Source organism: Micromonospora sp. IBHARD003 (assembly GCF_056106285.1).
The window spans coordinates 8080633-8097993 of sequence record NZ_JBWBBX010000001.1 but is presented as its reverse complement, the minus strand read 5'-3'; the positions used below and the strand labels follow the sequence as shown (position 1 = coordinate 8097993).

17 protein-coding genes are annotated in these 17361 nt (G+C 67.8%); 4 read left to right on the top strand and 13 right to left on the bottom strand.

What is annotated here, in order from left to right; all coding sequences use genetic code 11:
* Positions 1–71: 71 nt before the first annotated feature.
* Positions 72–581, top strand: coding sequence for an ArsI/CadI family heavy metal resistance metalloenzyme (locus ACTWOL_RS35175; RefSeq protein ID WP_474300957.1), 510 nt, complete (start codon positions 72–74; stop codon positions 579–581).
* Positions 582–585: 4 nt separating this feature from the next.
* Here ACTWOL_RS35175 and ACTWOL_RS35170 read toward each other — a convergent pair whose 3' ends face one another.
* Entirely contained in the window at positions 586–717 is a 132-nt protein-coding gene (locus ACTWOL_RS35170) for a hypothetical protein (RefSeq protein WP_474300956.1), read from the bottom strand.
* A gap of 14 nt (positions 718–731) precedes the next feature.
* On the opposite strand from ACTWOL_RS35170, the gene ACTWOL_RS35165 reads away from it, so the two are divergent.
* Positions 732–1058 carry a DEAD/DEAH box helicase family protein gene (locus tag ACTWOL_RS35165; protein WP_474300955.1) on the top strand — a complete coding sequence of 109 codons (327 nt, stop codon included), beginning with the start codon at positions 732–734 and terminating at the stop codon, positions 1056–1058.
* A gap of 246 nt (positions 1059–1304) precedes the next feature.
* On the opposite strand, the gene ACTWOL_RS35160 is transcribed toward ACTWOL_RS35165, so the two are convergent.
* The 9 genes from ACTWOL_RS35160 to ACTWOL_RS35120 all read right to left on the bottom strand — a co-directional run bounded on the left by ACTWOL_RS35160 (position 1305) and on the right by ACTWOL_RS35120 (position 9662).
* Complete coding sequence (locus ACTWOL_RS35160) at positions 1305–2273, bottom strand: DUF1015 family protein (protein WP_474301323.1); 969 nt, start codon at positions 2271–2273, stop codon at positions 1305–1307.
* 26 nt (positions 2274–2299) lie between these two features.
* Positions 2300–3166 (bottom strand): maleate cis-trans isomerase family protein, encoded by an 867-nt coding sequence (locus tag ACTWOL_RS35155; protein ID WP_474300954.1) that lies wholly within the window; start codon positions 3164–3166, stop codon positions 2300–2302.
* Between the two features lies 1 nt (position 3167).
* The gene (locus tag ACTWOL_RS35150) at positions 3168–4103 is read right to left on the bottom strand and encodes a DMT family transporter (protein ID WP_474300953.1); all 936 of its coding nucleotides are present in this window, start codon (positions 4101–4103) and stop codon (positions 3168–3170) included.
* A gap of 46 nt (positions 4104–4149) precedes the next feature.
* Positions 4150–5532, bottom strand: a complete 1383-nt coding sequence (locus ACTWOL_RS35145; protein ID WP_474300952.1) for a TrpB-like pyridoxal phosphate-dependent enzyme — start codon at positions 5530–5532, stop codon at positions 4150–4152.
* A gap of 109 nt (positions 5533–5641) precedes the next feature.
* Positions 5642–6328 carry a transglutaminase-like domain-containing protein gene (locus ACTWOL_RS35140; RefSeq protein WP_474300951.1) on the bottom strand — a complete coding sequence of 229 codons (687 nt, stop codon included), beginning with the start codon at positions 6326–6328 and terminating at the stop codon, positions 5642–5644.
* A 10-nt stretch (positions 6329–6338) separates the two neighbouring features.
* A complete protein-coding gene (locus tag ACTWOL_RS35135) occupies positions 6339–7478 on the bottom strand; it encodes an acyl-CoA dehydrogenase family protein (protein ID WP_474300950.1) in 1140 nt (379 codons plus the stop codon).
* 12 nt (positions 7479–7490) lie between these two features.
* Positions 7491–7868, bottom strand: coding sequence for an ectoine synthase (locus ACTWOL_RS35130; RefSeq protein ID WP_474300949.1), 378 nt, complete (start codon positions 7866–7868; stop codon positions 7491–7493).
* Positions 7869–7904: 36 nt separating this feature from the next.
* A complete protein-coding gene (locus tag ACTWOL_RS35125) occupies positions 7905–8171 on the bottom strand; it encodes a phosphopantetheine-binding protein (protein ID WP_474300948.1) in 267 nt (88 codons plus the stop codon).
* 3 nt (positions 8172–8174) lie between these two features.
* On the bottom strand, positions 8175–9662 hold the full coding sequence (locus tag ACTWOL_RS35120) for an AMP-binding protein (protein ID WP_474300947.1): 1488 nt from the start codon (positions 9660–9662) through the stop codon (positions 8175–8177).
* 493 nt (positions 9663–10155) lie between these two features.
* Between ACTWOL_RS35120 and ACTWOL_RS35115 the strand changes: the two genes are divergently transcribed.
* Complete coding sequence (locus ACTWOL_RS35115) at positions 10156–10764, top strand: DUF3291 domain-containing protein (RefSeq protein ID WP_474300946.1); 609 nt, start codon at positions 10156–10158, stop codon at positions 10762–10764.
* 523 nt (positions 10765–11287) lie between these two features.
* On the opposite strand, the gene ACTWOL_RS35110 is transcribed toward ACTWOL_RS35115, so the two are convergent.
* Together ACTWOL_RS35110 and ACTWOL_RS35105 are read right to left on the bottom strand one after the other, a co-directional pair.
* Positions 11288–12640: a HEAT repeat domain-containing protein gene (locus ACTWOL_RS35110; RefSeq protein WP_474300945.1), complete on the bottom strand. Its 1353-nt coding sequence runs from the start codon at positions 12638–12640 to the stop codon at positions 11288–11290.
* Positions 12641–13511: 871 nt separating this feature from the next.
* A complete protein-coding gene (locus ACTWOL_RS35105) occupies positions 13512–13934 on the bottom strand; it encodes a hypothetical protein (protein ID WP_474300944.1) in 423 nt (140 codons plus the stop codon).
* Positions 13935–14783: 849 nt separating this feature from the next.
* Here ACTWOL_RS35105 and ACTWOL_RS35100 point away from each other — a divergent pair.
* Positions 14784–15497 (top strand): VOC family protein, encoded by a 714-nt coding sequence (locus tag ACTWOL_RS35100; RefSeq protein ID WP_474300943.1) that lies wholly within the window; start codon positions 14784–14786, stop codon positions 15495–15497.
* A gap of 610 nt (positions 15498–16107) precedes the next feature.
* Here ACTWOL_RS35100 and ACTWOL_RS35095 read toward each other — a convergent pair.
* Positions 16108–17355, bottom strand: coding sequence for a cation:proton antiporter (locus ACTWOL_RS35095; protein WP_474300942.1), 1248 nt, complete (start codon positions 17353–17355; stop codon positions 16108–16110).
* Positions 17356–17361 lie beyond the last annotated feature (6 nt).

Here is a 17361-nt window from a genome sequence, read left to right as displayed (position 1 = left end):
ATCTAATCCAGTGGCAAGGTCGCCTGTATCGACAGATGTCGAAACAAGCTGCTTCCTGATGGGAGACCGCCATGCCCCGAGTCCAGCTGGCCCTGCGCGTCGCCGACCTGGAGGGCTCGATCGCCTTCTACTCCAAGCTGTTCAATACCGAGCCCGCCAAGCGACGCGACGGGTACGCCAACTTCGCCATCACCGAGCCCCCGCTCAAGCTCGTCCTCATCGAGGGCCAGGCGGCCGAGGAGACCCGCCTGGACCACCTCGGCGTCGAGGTCGCCTCCACCGAGGACGTCACCGCCGCCACCACCCGGCTCAAGGAAGCGGGCCTGGCCACCTTCGAGGAGAACGACACCTCCTGCTGCTATGCCCTGCAGGACAAGGTGTGGGTCCACGGGCCGGGCAAGGAGCCGTGGGAGGTCTACGTCGTCAAGGCCGACGCCGACACCCTCGGCAAGAGCGCCGACAGCACTCCGGAGGAGTGCTGCGGCACCACCGCCTGCTGCACCCCTGAGGAGCAGGCCGTCGAGCCATCCCAGACCTCGGCCGAGGCGAAGGCCGCCGCCGGGTGCGCCTGCGCCAGCTGACCTGCTATCTGCCGGGAGGCGCCTGCGGCGGCAGGACGCGGACCACGGCATGGCGGTCGGCGAGCTGCCGGCGCAGATGGCTGTCCTCCGTCGTGGCCTGGTGCAGTGCCCCCACCAGAGCCTGTGCCGCCCACAACGGATCAGGTCATCATGGCCACCGGCAGTGGCAATACCCTCGTGGCCGTCCACACCTCCGAAGAGCTCAACGCCGACCGCGTCCTGGTCCTCCTGCCCTCCCTGAACCTTCTCGACCAGACCGCCCGGGCCTGGCGCGAGGGCGGCCGGCCCGGCGCGTTCGACGGCGTCTCCTCCCTCAAGTCCGAAGAGGCCGGATTCCCCGACACCACCGACCCGGACGAGCTCGTGAAACTCACCCACGGCCCGCGCCGTATCACCGTCTTCGCGACCTACGCCTCACTCGGCCTCGGCTTCCTGGAAGCCGAGGCCACACCGCAGGCCTCCCCCACGGGAACCTGATCATCGTGGACGAGGCCCACCGAACCGGCGGCCGGGCAGGAAAGTCCCGGGCCGTCGTCCACGACAACACCCGCATCCCCGCAGAGCGACGTGTGGCCGGCTGTTCGAGGTCACAGCGTGACGGCGCCGGTCCGTGGACGACCCCTGCCGTCCACGGACCGGTCGGTCAGGCGATCCGGACGTTTCCGTGATCCGAATGCACCGCCCGCCCGACCCCGCGGCACCCGTGGGAGCCTGTCGGGGCCGTCAGTCCGAGAAGGAGTGGAACAGCTGCCAGGCGAGTGGCTTGGGCTGGAAGGACGTGGACTTGCGCGGCATCAGCACCCCGCTCTCGGCGAGGATGCGTACGTCCTCCTCGGCGGGCGGGGCCAGCAGCGCGAGACTTCCGCCGGCAGGACAGGCCGGGGTGCGGAGGTCGTCCGGGCTGCCGAGGTCGTCCTCGTGCACATGGCGCACCGAGGCATCAGCATCCGGTACGCCCCAGATCTCACGAATAAACAACTCGTCCAGAACAGCGGCGTCGAGCCGCTGCCAAGCGGGCGGCCTCCCCGCGAGGGCACGGCGTACGGCGTCCCGGCGCGGCTCGCTGATCGTCCAGCCCCGGCCTGCCCCGAGCAGCAGAATCTCGCCGCGCCGGGGGACGCGGGGCCCCGGGCCGAGCGGTGTGACCCGGGCGACCGCAGCCGCCCTCCGCGCCGCGACAACGGGGTCGAGGCCGTCGATCCCCCGGTGGATGGCGGCCAGCCGCAGGGGATACCGCCCGGAGTCCACCACCAGCGCGGGCAGCAGATCCCACGGGCCCGGTCTGCCACCGAACTCCTCCCGGATCCGGAGTGCGGCGGCGAACCGGTGGTGGCCGTCGGCGACCAGTGCCCGCCGCTGCCGCAACTCCCGCTGGACGACCCGCTGCTGTGCGGTTTCGGCGATGACCCAGTAGGTGTGCACGATGTCCCGCGGTCCTGCCGCCGTCCACTGCGGCGGACCGGAGGTCACCGCATCCAGTACGTCCTCGGTGCCGCTGCCGCCGCGCACGGTGAGCAGGAGCGGTTCGCCATGGCCGTGCATCGTCCCGACGAGCCGTCGCTGGAAGTCGACCCCGGCGGGCACGACGCCCTCGTGTGGAAGGACCGCTCCCGCGGATGCTGTCAGCTGCAGAGCGCCGATGACGCCCCGCTGGATCAGCCGTCCCGCGCGGCGCTGCTCCTGGACGTACAGGGCAGGCCGCGCCGTGGTGGGGTAGATCAGTGGCCCGGGGTGGACCCCGCGGAACGGGTGAAGGACGACTCCCGGCGGGGAGGGTGACCCTGCCGCCCCCGGCCGGTCGAGAAGAGTCTGCCCGGCGCCTGCTCCGGCGCCGCTATGCCCGCGATGCGCAGACTCTCCCACAGCCCTGCCTGGTTCGAGGTGATGACGGGCATGCACAGGTCGCTCTCCAGATGTCCGATCGCCGCCAGCGTGCGGAAGCCGCTGCCCGCCATGAGCACTCCGTCGGCATCTGCGGGGAGCGTGCGCCTCACCTGGCGGCACACCTCGTCGGGGTCCACATGCCACTGCCCGCCGTGGTCCCAGACTTCCCAGGGCTTCATGTTCCGCCACCCGGTGCCGAGGTCGAAGAGGTGTGTGCCCGCGACCGGGAATCCGGCGTCGGCGAAGTACTTCTCCCCGGCCTCGACAATGGCGGGCTTGAACCATGGCGGGACCACCAGATACGGACGGGTCACCTCGGTCTCCCGCAGCGCCGCGGTCATCGCGGCCGCGACCGTGGTCACCGGTACCGCGTGCGCAGCCCGGGTGGCCCGGTCGATGAAGCGCTGATCGAAGCCCACGCCCCCGAAGAAGCTGCTCGTGGTGAAGCAGAGACAGATGGCATCGAGCTCCATGGCACCGAGAGCGTCCAGACCTCTGGCCAATTCGGCGGAGCCCGCGACCCGCTCGGCGGGGTCCTCGCCGTAGTCCTCGGAGCCCGGCCGGCGAGGACTCGCGAACCGTGCCGCGTGGACGGAGACTCCGGGCGGCGCCATCGCCCAGAACTCCGTTTCGGGAACCGGGTCCTTGTCGATCACCAGGATGCCGATACGGGCCCTCCGGCCCCAGAGATCCACCGTCATCTCACACCGCTTCACGGGCGCGGGCCGCCGGTTGGGGCGCTCCTGCGGCGGCGGACACCCGGCGGCGTAGCGTGATGCGCTTCTCGGCGAAGGCCAGGGACGCGAGGACGACGAGCGTGCCCACCACCATGTTCCAGGTGACGGTCTCGCCCAGGGTGGTGGCGCCGATGGCCACCGCGGTGACCGGGACGAGGTAGTTGACCGCGGAGGCCGTGGTCGCCCCCACATCGGCGATGAGCCGGAAGTAGAGCAGGTACGCGAGTCCCGTGCCGACCGTGCCGAGGACGAGGATGCTGAGCCCCACGCTCCAGGAGAGGGAGGGTGTTTCCCAGGCGAACGCGGGGGTCACCGCGGCCTGCAGGAACAGTGCGGCGATGATCTGGGAGGCCGATGCGGCCAGCGGGGCGAGGCCTCGCTGGGCGAGGAACCGTCGTACGTAGACGGTCTGCGCCGCGTAGCACGCCGCCGCGCCGATCACGGCGACCTGTCCCTTGAGCGAACCCGCGGCGCTCTGCCACGGGGAGATGACCAGCACCACACCGGCGAACCCCAGCAGCAGACCGCCCGTCTTGCGCCAGGTCACCTTCTCCGTCGGCAGGAAGAAGGCCGCGGCGCCGAGTGTCAGCAGGGGCGTCGCTCCGATCAGTACACCGGCCATCGCCGCGCTCGTGTGCTGTTCACCCCAGGCGAGCAGCAGGAACGGCAGCACCATGCCGAGGACCGCCGTGACGGCGATATGCCCCCAGGCGGATCCGGGGGATGGCAGCCGCACCTTGGCGACCTTGATGACCACGAGGAGCACGAGCGCGCCGAGCAGCAGCCGGGCGAGCACGAGCTGGCTCTCGGAGAGCCCGTCGAGGGACACCTTGATGAAGGTGTAGCTGGCGCCCCAGATCAGGCCCAGGAGGACAAAGCGGAGAACACTTGCCTTGTTCATGATTACCTCTCTCTTGCGTACGGGACTCCCGCGCGCCTCGCGGCCGCTATGCGCGGGCCAGGTCGGGGATGCTCGCCAGTTCGGGGATGCTCGACAGCCCGCTCTCGAAGGCCTCGTCGGAGAGCGCGTCATCGGGCAGGGCGCCCGAGAAGTACTTGTCGTAGGCGGTGAGATCGAAATTGCCATGGCCCGACAGGCCGAACAGGATCGCCTTGGACTCGCCGCGCTCGCGGCAGCGCAGCGCCTCGTCGACCGTCGCTCGGATCGCATGGGTGGACTCGGGCGCCGGCAGGATTCCCTCCGCCCTGGCGAAGAGAACACCGGCCTCGAAGCACTCGTTCTGCCCCAGGGCCACCGCCTCCATCAGCCCGTCCTCGACGCACCGGCTGATGAGCGGGGCGATGTTGTGGGCGCGCAGCCCGCCCGCGTGGACCGGCGGCGGCACGAATCCATGGCCGAGTGTGTGCATCCGGAACAGCGGTGTCATCCGTCCCGCGTCGGCGTAGTCGTAGGCGATACGTCCACGGGTGAGCGTCGGGCAGGAGGCCGGCTCGGCCGCGATCAGCCGTACGGAGCGGCGGCCGTTCAGCCGCTCCCGCAGGAACGGAAACGCGAGCCCGGCAAGGTTGCTGCCGCCACCCGAGCAGCCCACGACGATGTCCGGGTAGTCCTCGGCGAGCTCCAGCTGGCGGATCGCCTCCTGCCCGATCACGGTCTGATGGGCGCAGACATGGTTGAGCGCGCTGCCGCGGGTGTAGCCGATCTCCGGGTTGGCGTAAGCGACTTCGAGGGCCTCGGACTTGGCGACACCGAGGCTGCCCGGGTGGTCGGGGCGCTCGGCGAGGATCCTCCGGCCGATCTCGGTCTCGACGCTGGGGCTGGCCACACAGGTGGCGCCGAAGGCCTCCATCAGCGCACGCCGGTAGGGCTTCTGCTGATAGCTCACCTTCACCATGAAGACCTGGGCGGTCATCCCGAAGAAGGAGGCGGCGAGGGCGATGGCACTGCCCCACTGGCCCGCCCCGGTCTCGGCGATGAGCGATGTCTTGCCCTGCTGCTTGTTGTAGTACGCCTGGGCCAGGGCGCTGTTGGGCTTGAAGCTGCCGGTCGGTGCCACGCCTTCGTACTTGTAGTAGATACGGGCGGGGGTGCCGAGTTCCTTCTCCAGCCTGCGGGCGCGGTAGAGCGGGGACGGCCGGTACTGGGCGTAGAGCTGCCGGACCTCGGCGGGGATCTCGAATTCCGGTTCGGTGCTGAGCTCTTGCTCGACGAGCGGCGTGGCCATCGAGCGGCCGAGTTCGCGCGGGCCCAGCGGGGTGAGTGTCGCCGGGTCCAGGATGGGGGCGATGTCCGGCAGGTCGGCGGCGAGATTGTACCAGGTCGTGGGGATGTCGGATTCGGCGAGGGTGTACTTGATCGGGTCGGTCATGACGCCTCTCTGACTCTGCGGGTTGGACGGCTGCGTACGAGGGGTGTGCCGATGTAGGGGCTTCGCGCGCGAGGCACGTACTTACGCTTATGGGCGTGCTGACGTACTGCTACGAGGCGGAGGCCTCGGCGACCAGGGAGCCCGCCTGGACCTTTTCCGGTGTCTCGAACATCCGGGGGTGCTTGGTGCGCAGAGCGGACATCACCGTGTCGTACGGAAAGTCATCGAACTCCCCGTGCATTTCAAGGAATTCCATGTGCGCGCGGCCCTCGAGATCGTGCGGGTGGTACAGGCTGTCGGAAAGTCCGTCGAACTCCAGAGGTCCGATCTTGTAGAGCAGACACAACGTCCTGTTGAAGACGGGGGTGGCCTTCACCCATGTCCCCTTCAGATACACCGAGGTCAGCGCATGGTAGAAGACATCGCCGCCGACGAATTCCTTGAGCCGGTCCGAGGCCAGATGGTTCCGTACGCTTCCGTACACCAGGCGGCTCGGGATCCCCGCGGCGCGCACGGCCGCCGCGTAGAGGATCGACTTGTGCACACAGAACCCGCTGCCCCGGCGCACGACGGAGCTGGCTCGTAGCCCCTGCCGTGACATATCGGCGCCATAGACCTCGTAGAACAGGTCGTCGCGGACTGCGTAGTAGAGCTTGACGGCCCGCTCCACCGGGGTCAGGGCGCTGTGGTCCTCGCCCAGTACGCCCGATACGAACGACCGCACCTCGAGCGACTGGTGGTCGAGGAATTCGGTCGGTTTCAGCAGCTCGTCGAGCTGTGTTTCCGTCTCTTCCATGGGTGCCCCCTCACAGATCCATCATTTTGGCTATGCGCTGACGTTGGACCTCCGAGGTTCCCGAGTAGATGGTGCCGCCCACCGCATTGCGCAGATCGCCTTCGATTCCGTACTCACTTGTGTAGCCGCGCGCTCCGAAGATCTGCACCGCGGACAGTGCGGAGGCGAGGTTGTTCTCGCTCACGACGAGCTTGGTGATCGCCAGGTCCGTGGTGACGGACTCGCCCTCGACGAACTTCTGCGCGGTGTCGTGCAGCCATTTACTCGACGTCTCGACGCCGATCTTCATTTCCACGACCTTGTTGGAGACGGACTGGAAGGACCCGATGCTCTGCCCGAACTGCCGGCGCACCGCGGCGAATTCGGTGACCTTGTCGAGACGGTGCCGCATCTCGCCGAGAGAGATACTGAACGAGCTCAGGATCTCCCACTTCAGAACGTGGTCCATGACGGTAAAGCCGGTACCCTGCTTGCCGATCACATGGCCGGCCGGCACCCGGCAGTCGTCGAAGGAGAGCTCGCAGTACGGTGAACTGCGCAGCCCCATCTTTTCGTTCGCGGGATGGACCGTGAGGCCGGGTGTCCCTCGCTCGACGACGAATGCGGTGAGTCCGAAGGGGCCGGGCTCGCCGGTCCTGGCGTACACCACGATCAGATCCGCCACCGGGCCGTTGCTGATGAAGGCCTTGCGTCCGTTCAGTACGTATGCGTCACCATCGGCGGTGGCCGTGGTGTGCATATGCATCGCATCGGAACCGCCCTCGGGCTCCGTGATGGCATGGGCGCCCAGCGCGGAACCCGAGCAGATTCCCGGGAGCACGCGGGATTTGAGATCGTCGGAGCCGAATCGCTGCACCGGAATTCCCACGCTGACCATTTGCGTGGAGACGGAGAAGTTCAGCCCGCCGTCCCGGCAGCCGTGGCCGAGGTCCTCCAGTACGCACATGGTGCTCAGAAGGTCCTTGCCCAGACCGCCCCAGCGCTCCTCGAAGGGCACACGCAGAATTCCTGATGCACGTACCGACTCCCAGGTGTCGGCGGGGAAGACCCCTGCCCGGTCGTTTCTGAGATGGTCCGCACCGAGTTTCGGGTGCCACCGTCGCAGATCGTCGCGCAGGGCACGCTGCTCCGGTGTCCACTTGATCACCACGTCGCACTCCCGTCAGCTGTAGTGGGAGAAGCCCGCCGTGTCGAGCTGGTGCCGCTCGTCACCACGGAGGGCCGGGGAGAAGACGCAGACCAGCCCGAGGTCTTCGTCGGGTGACGCGATGAGGTAGTGGGCGTCGTGCTCGTCGAGGGCGTACATGGTGCCGGGCGTGATCGGGTAGGTGTTGCCCTGGGTGTCGACGACCTGTCCGCTGCCGGAGATGCAGTAGCACGCTTCCAGGTGCTTGAGGTACTGCAGGGCCGACACGGTGCCCGCCCGTACCACGGTGTCGGTGAGGCTGTAACTCATGCCGTCGGCCTCGGTGAGCAGACGGCGGCTCAAGCCATTACCCCATTCAACGGCTTCGAGTTCCGCGATGCTGCGAATGATCACGTGATTCCCCTTCCTTTGTGACTTCGTTGTCAAGCTTCAGACACCCGCCGGGGTGCTCCTGGAGGGTGAACGGCTGATGAGACCTGCGATGTCCTCGATGCTGCGGAAGTTCTCCGGGGAGATCTCGAGTGAATCGATGACCACGTCGAAGTGCCGGTTCAGCCAGTCGATGAGCCTCAGCAGATGGAGGCTGTCGATGACCCCGTTCTCGAGCAGGTCGAAGTCGTGTGGGATCTCATTGAACTCACCGTCTCCGAGGAGTTCGGTGAGGATGAAGTGCTGTACGGCGTCCGCTGTTTCCATGTGTCACTTTCCCGTCGTCAGAGCGAGAGTGATCGCTTGCCGGTCGACTTTTCCTGTTCCGGTGCGTGGTAGTGCGTCCTCCGTGATGTGGACCCGCGCCGGGATGGCGGTCCGCACCAGCCGTTTCGCGCAGTGCTCGCGCAGCTGAAGCCCTCCGAGGCCACTGCCGGGGACCCGGCGGACGACAGCACGCAGGGATTTCCCCGCGCTCGGGTCAGCTATCGCCACCACGGCGGCTTCGGCCACGGCCTCATGCTCGAGCAGGGCATGTTCGACATCCTGCAGATTGATCCGCACACCACGCACTTTGACCTGGAAGTCATTCCGTCCCAGCAGAGTGAGAACGCCATCGGCGTCGCGGTGCACCAGATCACCGGTGTGATACCAGACCCTTGAACTGTCGTCCCGACGCACAAAGGCCTTCTGCGCCTCCGGCGCGTTGAGGTATCCCGTCGTCTGAAAAGGCGTGGATACGACGAGCTCGCCTTCTCCCGGGCCGTCCAGTACGGAGCCGTCCGAGGTGATGAGGAGGTGACTGACGCCGGGCAACGGGCCACCGATGGGCAGCCGGTCGGCATCGGATATGTCTCCCCTACCGGGGATCTCGTACAGGAAGCTGTCATTGGTCTCGGTGCAGCCGTAGACGTTGTGGAACCGGGCGTTGGGGAACAGCTCCGGCAGTGCGTCGAGCACCGCCGAGCCGGCCGCCTCGCCGGTGACCATGACGTGCCGGACCCCAGGGAAGCTGCCTTCCTGCTCATCCCCGGGCTCGAGAAGGAGCCGGTACAGCATGGGAACGGCCTGGAGGACGTCGGGCCCTGTGGTGCGGAGCAACTCCCGTAGGTGGGCCGGGTTCGCCGCCCGGTCCTGGTCGACCAGAACGGCCCGGCCTCCGGCCTTGAGCGTGGCCCAGATGTCGAGCAGGCACAGATCGAAGTTGAGCGGTGCGTAGTTGAACACGGTGCTGTTGCCGTCGATGCCGAACTGGTCCGCGGCCCAGTCGGTGAACCGGTCCACCGCGTCCGCCGGCAGGGGCACGATCTTCGGTATGCCGGTCGACCCCGAGGTGGTGAGCATCAGCGCGGTGTCGGCGTGGTCGACCTGTACGGGATCGGGCACCGGTGTGCTCCGCACCAGCGGCTGCGGGTCGGTACCGGTACCGGTACGCGGGGTCAGGGTCAGCACATGACGGCACCCTGCCTGCGCCACCAGCTTGTCCAGAGTGGTCGAGCCCAGCTCGGCGGGCGGGAGGAGCAGTGGCCTGCGCTCCATCAGAGCCGCCAGGACGATGGCGACCGCCTCGGGTGACTTCTTGGCGACCAGCGCGAGCGCGGGCCCCTCGGTCGGGTCGAGCCCGCGGATCAGTGTGCGGTTGCGGTCGGTCAGCTCACCGAGGTCTCCATAGCTGATCTCGGTGCCGTGCCAGACGAGAGCCGGCCGCCCGGGAGTGTCCCGGATGGCCCGGACCAGCGCCTTCACCAGTGAGTTCATAGAGCAGTCGCACCGTCCTGTCCGCGGCTCGACGGTCCCGGCGGTCTGCCGGTCCAATCGACCATGGCGGCGCGATCTCGGGCGCCACTCGAACGCGTATCGAGCGACGCGTGGCAGCGCGAGACTGTTCGAGGTCCGTCAGGTCAAGTCCTCGACACGGAAAGACTCATACTCGTCGAACGCCTTGCGGGTGATCCGCTCGTACGGAGCCTGCGACCTGGTCCGTCGACAGTGATCGTGGTCCCGCTTCAGGAGCGGGATCCCGCAATGACCGGTGCAAGAGGCCACTTGGACGGGGAAAGCGCAACTTCGACATGGCCCGGAGAGACGGCTACCTTCACCTGGTCTTCGGCGATCGCCCACGGTCGCACGGGAGTTCCTTCAGGCTGAGCCACCCGCGAAGGGATGAGTTGGTCACGCCACGAATCCTCGCCCCCAGGCGTAAGCCACCGAATCGGGTCCACACCAGGCACCCCCAACCAGGGAGAGACGCATGCCCCATCTTGCGCTGTACACATTCGGCGTCCTGAAGTCACCTCTCTCCGATCCCGCACCTCTCACGCGCGAGTTCTACGACAGTGGTGAGGCCGTCTACCGGAAGATCAGTCAGCATCCCGGGTATCTCGCGCGTGCTGAAGCGGCGGACGGTGACCGGGGCATGCTCTTCGAGGCGAACTGGGGTGCATGGGGAGAGTTCGCCGTACCGACTTGGTACGGCAAGGGCCGAACGGTGGAAACCACCGCCCTGGCCGCGACCCTCTCACTCTGGACCGACCTGCACCCCGCCTTCGACGCCGTCTACACCGGTCTACACCGTGAGGCGCTGAACAGGCGTTACGACTGGTTCGAGAAGACAGGGCACCCAAATTACGTGATCTGGTGGGTCTCCGACGGCGTGATGCCCACCTGGCAGGACGGGGTTTCCAGGCTGGAACACCTCCACGACCACGGCTCCGCGCCGCACGCCTTCACCTTCCACCACTCGTTTGCCTCGGAGGGAACTCCGACCAGGATCAAAGGCATCGGGCCGAAGAGCGACCAGGCTCGTCGCCGCGGCGATGCCCCCGCAGGAGACCACGGCCTGGCTGCGCGCCCGCGGTGAGCACGGCCGGCGCCGGCCTGTAGGCGAACTGCCCGCCGTGGCACCGGCGGAGGCGGACAGCCCGTCGGGCCATGCCGTGAATTGCAGCGTATTGCCGCCGCCGTACGCGACATTGCCGGCGGTCTCGTCGAAAGCGTCCACGGAATCACTCGACGGTACGGACCCCATACGGCACCGTTCGCCCACCGAGGGGATGCATACAGATGGCCGCGACGATTGCCCCGTACAGTCGAATTGACGGACCGACAGTGCGCCGCCGAGGCAGTCCTACGGCGCCGCGGCTACCGCGAACAGCGTCGGCAAGCCCGCCGCGCGGGAGCGGGAAACGCCCGCCGCCACGGAATGGACCCTCGGTGCCAGGTCTAGTCTCCCGTCGCTGACCCGCGCTTTCACAGAACCGCAGCCAGAGCCCCGAAAGCGGCCAGGGCCGCTCGTAACCTCGCTCCACAGGGCCACCCGACCGAAAAGTGTGAGGGTCCACTCGGCTCGCTGAGGGCGCCGGGGTCAGCCGCGGACAGATTGCTCAGCTGGTTGGGCTGTCGGGTTCGGTTGGACGGTTGCGCCACTGGTAATCCCGATAAGCGAGAATGCGGTGGTCCTCTTGCTGTTGATCGATCTCGCCGAAGCCTGGGGGGAGCTCGCCGACGCGTTTCCAGGCTTGCTCGGTGCGGGGATCATCGCGGCGAGCGAGGGCGTACACAATCTCCAGACGCAGTAGCTGGTGCTCCTCATCCAGCAGGGAGACGAGGGCGTCCGTGACTGCGGCCGTCCGGTCGTCGGAGTTGCCCAGCGAGATGGCAGCTTGAGCTCGAACGTTGCAGTCAGAGTCCCGGATGAGAGTCAGCAGAGCCTCTCGGAACGCCGGGGTGAGGTGGGCGGCCAAGTCTCCGGTGGTGGAGCACCGCACGTCGGGGTCGGGATCGCGCGACAGGGCGAGCAAGGTGGTGGCGGCAGCCTCGGTCAGTGGGGCTGCTCGCGGTATCAGGCTGGGAATCCGGCTGCGCACGCGCGGGTCGGGATGGTCGGCGTATCGCAGGCCGACGACCTCTTGGTCAGGGTGTTCCACGTCGGCATAGACCTCCAAGACCCTGGCAAGCACCATGCCGTCCGGTTCGCTGAGTACCCAAGCGGCGAGGAACTCCGCGTCCTGCGCAGTGTCCCGGCGTTGGCTCCACCACGTCATGGAGTTCCTGCTCCACACGACGTCGGCGAGGAACATGCGGTGGACAGGGTCGGGATGGTGCTGCAGGGCCTTCAGGTCGAACCAGTCCTGCGGGCTCTGGCGCCGGCCGAGAACGTATCTGGCGGTGGACCAGTTGATATGGGTCCCGTCGGGGCCCCAGTACGGGACGGCGCGTGCCACCAGCTCCGCCACCGGCGGCAGGATGCCGAAAAGCTCTTCCAGTGAGGTGAGGACGGCGCTGTGGCCTGCCCGGACCGTGAGGCCTCCGAGGCGGACCTCCTCGACGTACCTGTACCTGTCATCGTTGACGAGCCGGCGGGTAGCCGGGCCCGCAGCTCCGGTTCGCCGGCGCAGTTCCTGCTCCTCACCCGTCTCGAACCAGTGCCGCGCAACGTCGAGCAGCCGCTTCCGAGCGCCCTCGGAAAACCGCAACTGTCGGTCGTTGCCAAGCACAGCACCGACCAACGCGTCCGAGCCGAGGCCGACGGCCCGCAGGAGCGGTGTCGTGCCGTCCGGCAGCTCGCGATCGGGGTCGGCGCCGCCGTCCGTCAGAGCCGCGACGGTCTCGTGGTCGAATCCGGCCACAGCGGCGCAGAGCAGCGGGAGACCGTCGGGATCCCGCGTGTCCGGGTCGGCGCCTTCTTGGAGAAGAGCCTTGACCGTGTCGGAGTCTTTGGCGGTTACGGCTGCCACGAGCCGGTCGGTCAGCTCGTGTCGCGGTGCTGGCATCTGCCCCCCAGACGATCCTCGACCAGCACGGTATCCGAGCCGGGAGCGCCGATTCTCGGTTCCCTGCAGCCTGATCAACGGTCACGGTCAAGCAGGCGGTCATCGGCCGAGCTGGTCCGCCCCGCCACCGGACCTGGCTGGCTGGCTCAAGGGCGGCCCCCTCCCCCTCGACGCCACGTGACAAAGGCCTTCCACGCTCGGTAGAGCAGAACGCGAGGAAGCTACACCCTCCAACACAGCGTGCTTCCCCGCCGTGAAATGACGACGCGCCGTGCGCGGAGGGCGGATTCCACAGAATGATCCGCGTGACCTGGCCCGAGCTCCAGAAACTGCAGAGGCCGGCGACCACAGCGTCCTGATCCCGGCGAAGGCCATGGGGAGCCCGCGCACCTTCGACGGTCGCAGATAGCGGCGCACGGTCTGGATGCCACCGGGGAAACCAAGGTCCCGAAGTTCGCGGTGGAGCCGTGGGATGTCGCGACAGCCGTCGCTCCACCGCTCGAACAGGTACAGCTCGTACGCGTCGAGAATGGACTGCCGGTTGCCCGCATCGGTCAGCAACTCGTCGATGCTGCTGGCAAGGGCGAAGCGACGCACTGTGCAGCGACTTCGTGCCGCGGCCCGGCTACCCGTTCAGCCGACGCTGTTCATCGCAGGCGCTGTCGGCTCGCCAGTCGTCCGGGTTGTCCACCGCACCCGGGTGACCGCGGGCCCGGGAGCTCGTCGCCCGGAGTGGCCGTGGTCGTCCTGGGCCTTCGGGCGAGCGGGCTGCGGCTGGGGAATCCATCGGCGCGGGAACGGCGCCGACCGCGCCCGGCCGGGCTCCGGCGCCGCGTCACATGTCCGTGCAGATGGTCTTCATACGGCTCCCCTTGAAGGTGGCCACCTGAACTCCCGCCTCGAAAATGCCGCGGTCGGACTTGGCACTTGTCCACCAAGTCTTGTAGACACCGTCCCCGACGACCTTGCGCCAACGGCCGTAGGTCCGGCGCCCTTGACCGTCCTCGATCACGAACCGAACTCGTGCGTGGCGTCCGTCGGCCTGGATGTCCGCCAGGTCCAGCTTGATGGAGAGAGTCGCCCCGGGATCGCTCCAGTTGTAGATGACCGCGCCCCCCGATGCACCGGACGGACTCTCCGGCGTCGAGCAGCCTCGGAACCCGGGGTCCGGATCGACCGCGGTGGCGCTGGTGGCGGTGAGAAGCACGGCAGCGGTTGCGGCACCGAAGACAGTGCCGATACGGCCTGGTAATCCCATAGCGGCCTTCCTTACCTCAGGATGATTCTCGAACAGCCCCAACCTACGAGCCCACTTGCCGCATGTCGTTGGCGACGAGTCCACAGCCCCTACGCATTCCGTACACCCTCCGGGTTGTATACGGTGACTCTCCGGCCGCCCGATATGGAGTGCCCTACACGAGGTGAACGCGCTGGTCACGCCAGCGTGACCTGAGCCGGGTTCGGTGGGCGGATCGAGCCGCGGGCTCTGTGCAGCTGATCTCACCATGCGCCCGATGACGCAGTGGACTCCCGCACAATGCGGTGGACTCCACCCCGTGCAGAGTGGCTCCAGTCGCCCCGGCTGGTGGGCTCCACTCAGTGGAGTGGAGTGGCGGTGCATCGTCGGTGCGCATCGCCGCAACAGCTGGGCGGCATCGGGCCCACTCAGTGGCCGGCTCCTCGTCCGCGGTGCGGTCCGCGCTGCTGCGGGCGGTGCGCCCGCTGATCGTCCTACGCACAGGTGCGGTACATCGGCGTCCTCCCTGCCGGCGTAGTGGTGCATGGTCGCCCGGGTGGCCAGCCGCCCTGGCGAAGGCGTCCAGGCGGCGGCGCAGCCGTTCGTCGGTGAACTTCAGGGCATCCAGGCCGGTCCGCGAGGCCTTCAGAGCACGCAGCACCGTCAGGTCGATCGCCGAGCGGGGTCCGGCCTCCGGAACGGTGCTGCGCCAGCAGACCATGAGCACTCGCACATGACAGCGAAGTCCGAACGCAGGGCGCGGAAACTCGGCTGCAACCGAGGCAGTCCCGTCCCTAGGATGCTCACTCGAGGGTTGACATGGCGCCCTGTTCGACAGTTGGCACTCACGGACCAAGGATGCGGGGCGCAATGACCAGCCGACTCTTTGCCATCTCCTTCGACGCGCACCAGCCGGAGCGCCTGGCGCATTTCTGGTCCGGCGTCCTGGGCTTGGAGAGAGCCGACGATTCTTACGACGGCATCGCGCTGCTGTCCGGGAACGACGCCGGCTACCGTCTCGGCTTCCGCCCCACCCAGGCGCAGAAGGTCGCCCAGAACCGGCTCCACTTCGACTTGACCAGCTCCTCCCTGGAGGACCAGCAGGAGACCGTGGCCAGGGCGCTCGACCTCGGCGCCCAGCACACCGACGTCGGCCAGGGGCCGGACGCGTCCCATGTGGTGCTCACCGACCCCGAGGGCAACGAGTTCTGTGTCCTCGAGCCGGGCAACAATTTCCTCGCCGGCTGCGGCTTCATCGGAGCGCTCGCCTGCGACGGTTCGCAGGCCGTGGGCTACTTCTGGAGCGAGGCGCTCGGCTGGCCGCTGGTCTGGGACCAGGACGAGGAGACCGCCATCCAGTCGCCGAACGGCGGTACGAAGATCACGTGGGGCGGTCCGCCGCTGATGCCGGACCCCGGCAAGGACCTGTGCTTGGACCTCGCGCCGTACGGCGATCAGCAGGCGGAGGTCGAGCGCCTGCTCTCTCTTGGGGCGAAGCGTCTCGACTCCGCCCACGGTGAGGACGGCACGGTGCTGCTGGCCGACCCCGACGGCAATGAGTTCCGCGTGCACAGGCACCGGTGAAACCGGAACCGACACAAACCGCGATAGGCGGTTGCTGCTGCGGGACGCGGACGCGCGGCGGAGATTCGAGCTGGTTCCTCACCACCGAACCGGCAGCTCGACGCGTCCCACGAGGAGAGCCACACCCAACGCACCCCCTCGAACGCCACAGAATGGCCACGGGCACACCAGCGTCGTGGCCGGAGGCGATGTCCTGGCGCAGCTCAAGCACCGTGCGGTGCACGTCATCTCCAGTACCAAACAGACACTTTGTTCGTCTGTGATCTCTGAAGGAAAACGGGTGCTACTCGGTTGCCTGCTAAGTGAGGGCACGTTTAGCCTCAGACGCTGTTCTCGTAGGTCGAACGGCACAGCTCACCAACCCGTAACCGTTCGCGGCCTGGTCGACGGCCTTCCATCTGTCAGCCCGGGGCGGTCACAGCACTTCTCGCTCTGGATGAGGAGCGCGAGGGCGCTTGAGGTGGGACACCGCTGGGTGTCCCACCTCCGGCCCTCCTCACGCGGGAGGACGCGTGGCAGGCTCGGGGTGAAGCCGATCCCCCAGACAGACGGCCGGGGCGGCCAGCAGCAGGATCGTTTCCGGCGGTGCAGGCTGCCCAGACGTCGCGACTCACCCCCGGCCGGCAGGGTCCTGGTCTGCGACCATCTCGCCCAACGTCAGTGGCGAGTCAGCTTCGCCCAGGGGCCGAGCCGCGGGCGCACGGCACCGTGACGTCAGCCAAGTGGCGGCGGGCTGGGCGTAGCGGGCTGTGAGCGGCCCCAGCACCACGAGGATGAGAACGTAGGCGGTGGCCAGCGGCCCCAGGTCGGGTTCGACGCCGGCGGTGACGGCAAGGCCGGCGATGACGATGGAGAATTCGCCGCGGGCCACCAGGGTTCCCCCGGTCCGCCAGCGGCCGTTGACTCCGATTCCTGCCCGCGTAGCCGCCCAGTACCCGGTCGCGATCTTCGTCAACGCGGTGACGACGGCGAGGGCGAGCGCGGGCAACAGGACGGGAGGGATGCTGGCGGGGTCGGTGTGCAGGCCGAAAAAGACGAAGAACACCGCGGCGAACAGATCCCGCAGCGGGCTGAGCAGGGTGTGCGTGCCCTCGGCGACCTCACCCGAGAGGGCGATGCCGACCAGGAACGCACCGACCGCCGCCGACACCTGCAACTGCTGGGCGATCCCGGCGACCAGCAGGGTCAGCCCGAGAACGACCAGGAGCAGCTTCTCGGGGTCGTCGCTGGAGACGAACCGGGAGATCAAACGCCCGTAGCGAACTGCCACGAACAGCACCGCGCCCGCCACACCAAGGGCGATGGCGAGAGTGACGGCACCCGCAGCCAGGCTCACCCCGGCGAGCAGAGCCGTGATGATCGGCAGGTACACCGCCATCGCCAGATCCTCGAGAACCAGGATGCTGAGGATCACCGGGGTCTCGCGGTTTCCGAGCCGACCGAGGTCACCCATCACCTTGGCGATCACGCCGGAAGAGGAGATCCAGGTGACGCCTGCAAGAACGACGGCGGCTACCGGGCCCCAGCCCATCAGCAAGGCCGCGGCCGCGCCGGGCAGCGCGTTGAGGGTGAAGTCGACCAGGCCCGCCGGGTACTGAGTCTTGAGGTTGGAGACGAGATCGCTGGCGGTGTACTCCAAACCGAGCATCAACAGCAGCAGGATGACGCCGATCTCGGCACCAATGGCGACGAACTCCTCGCTCGCACCGAGTGGGAGGAGTCCGCCCTCACCGAAGGCGAGCCCGGCGAGCAGATAGAGGGGTATCGGGGAAAACCTGAGACGGCCGGCGACCCTGCCGAGTAGGCCGAGACCGAGGATGATCGCGCCGAACTCGATCAGGAAAAGCGCAGAGTGCATGCGCGA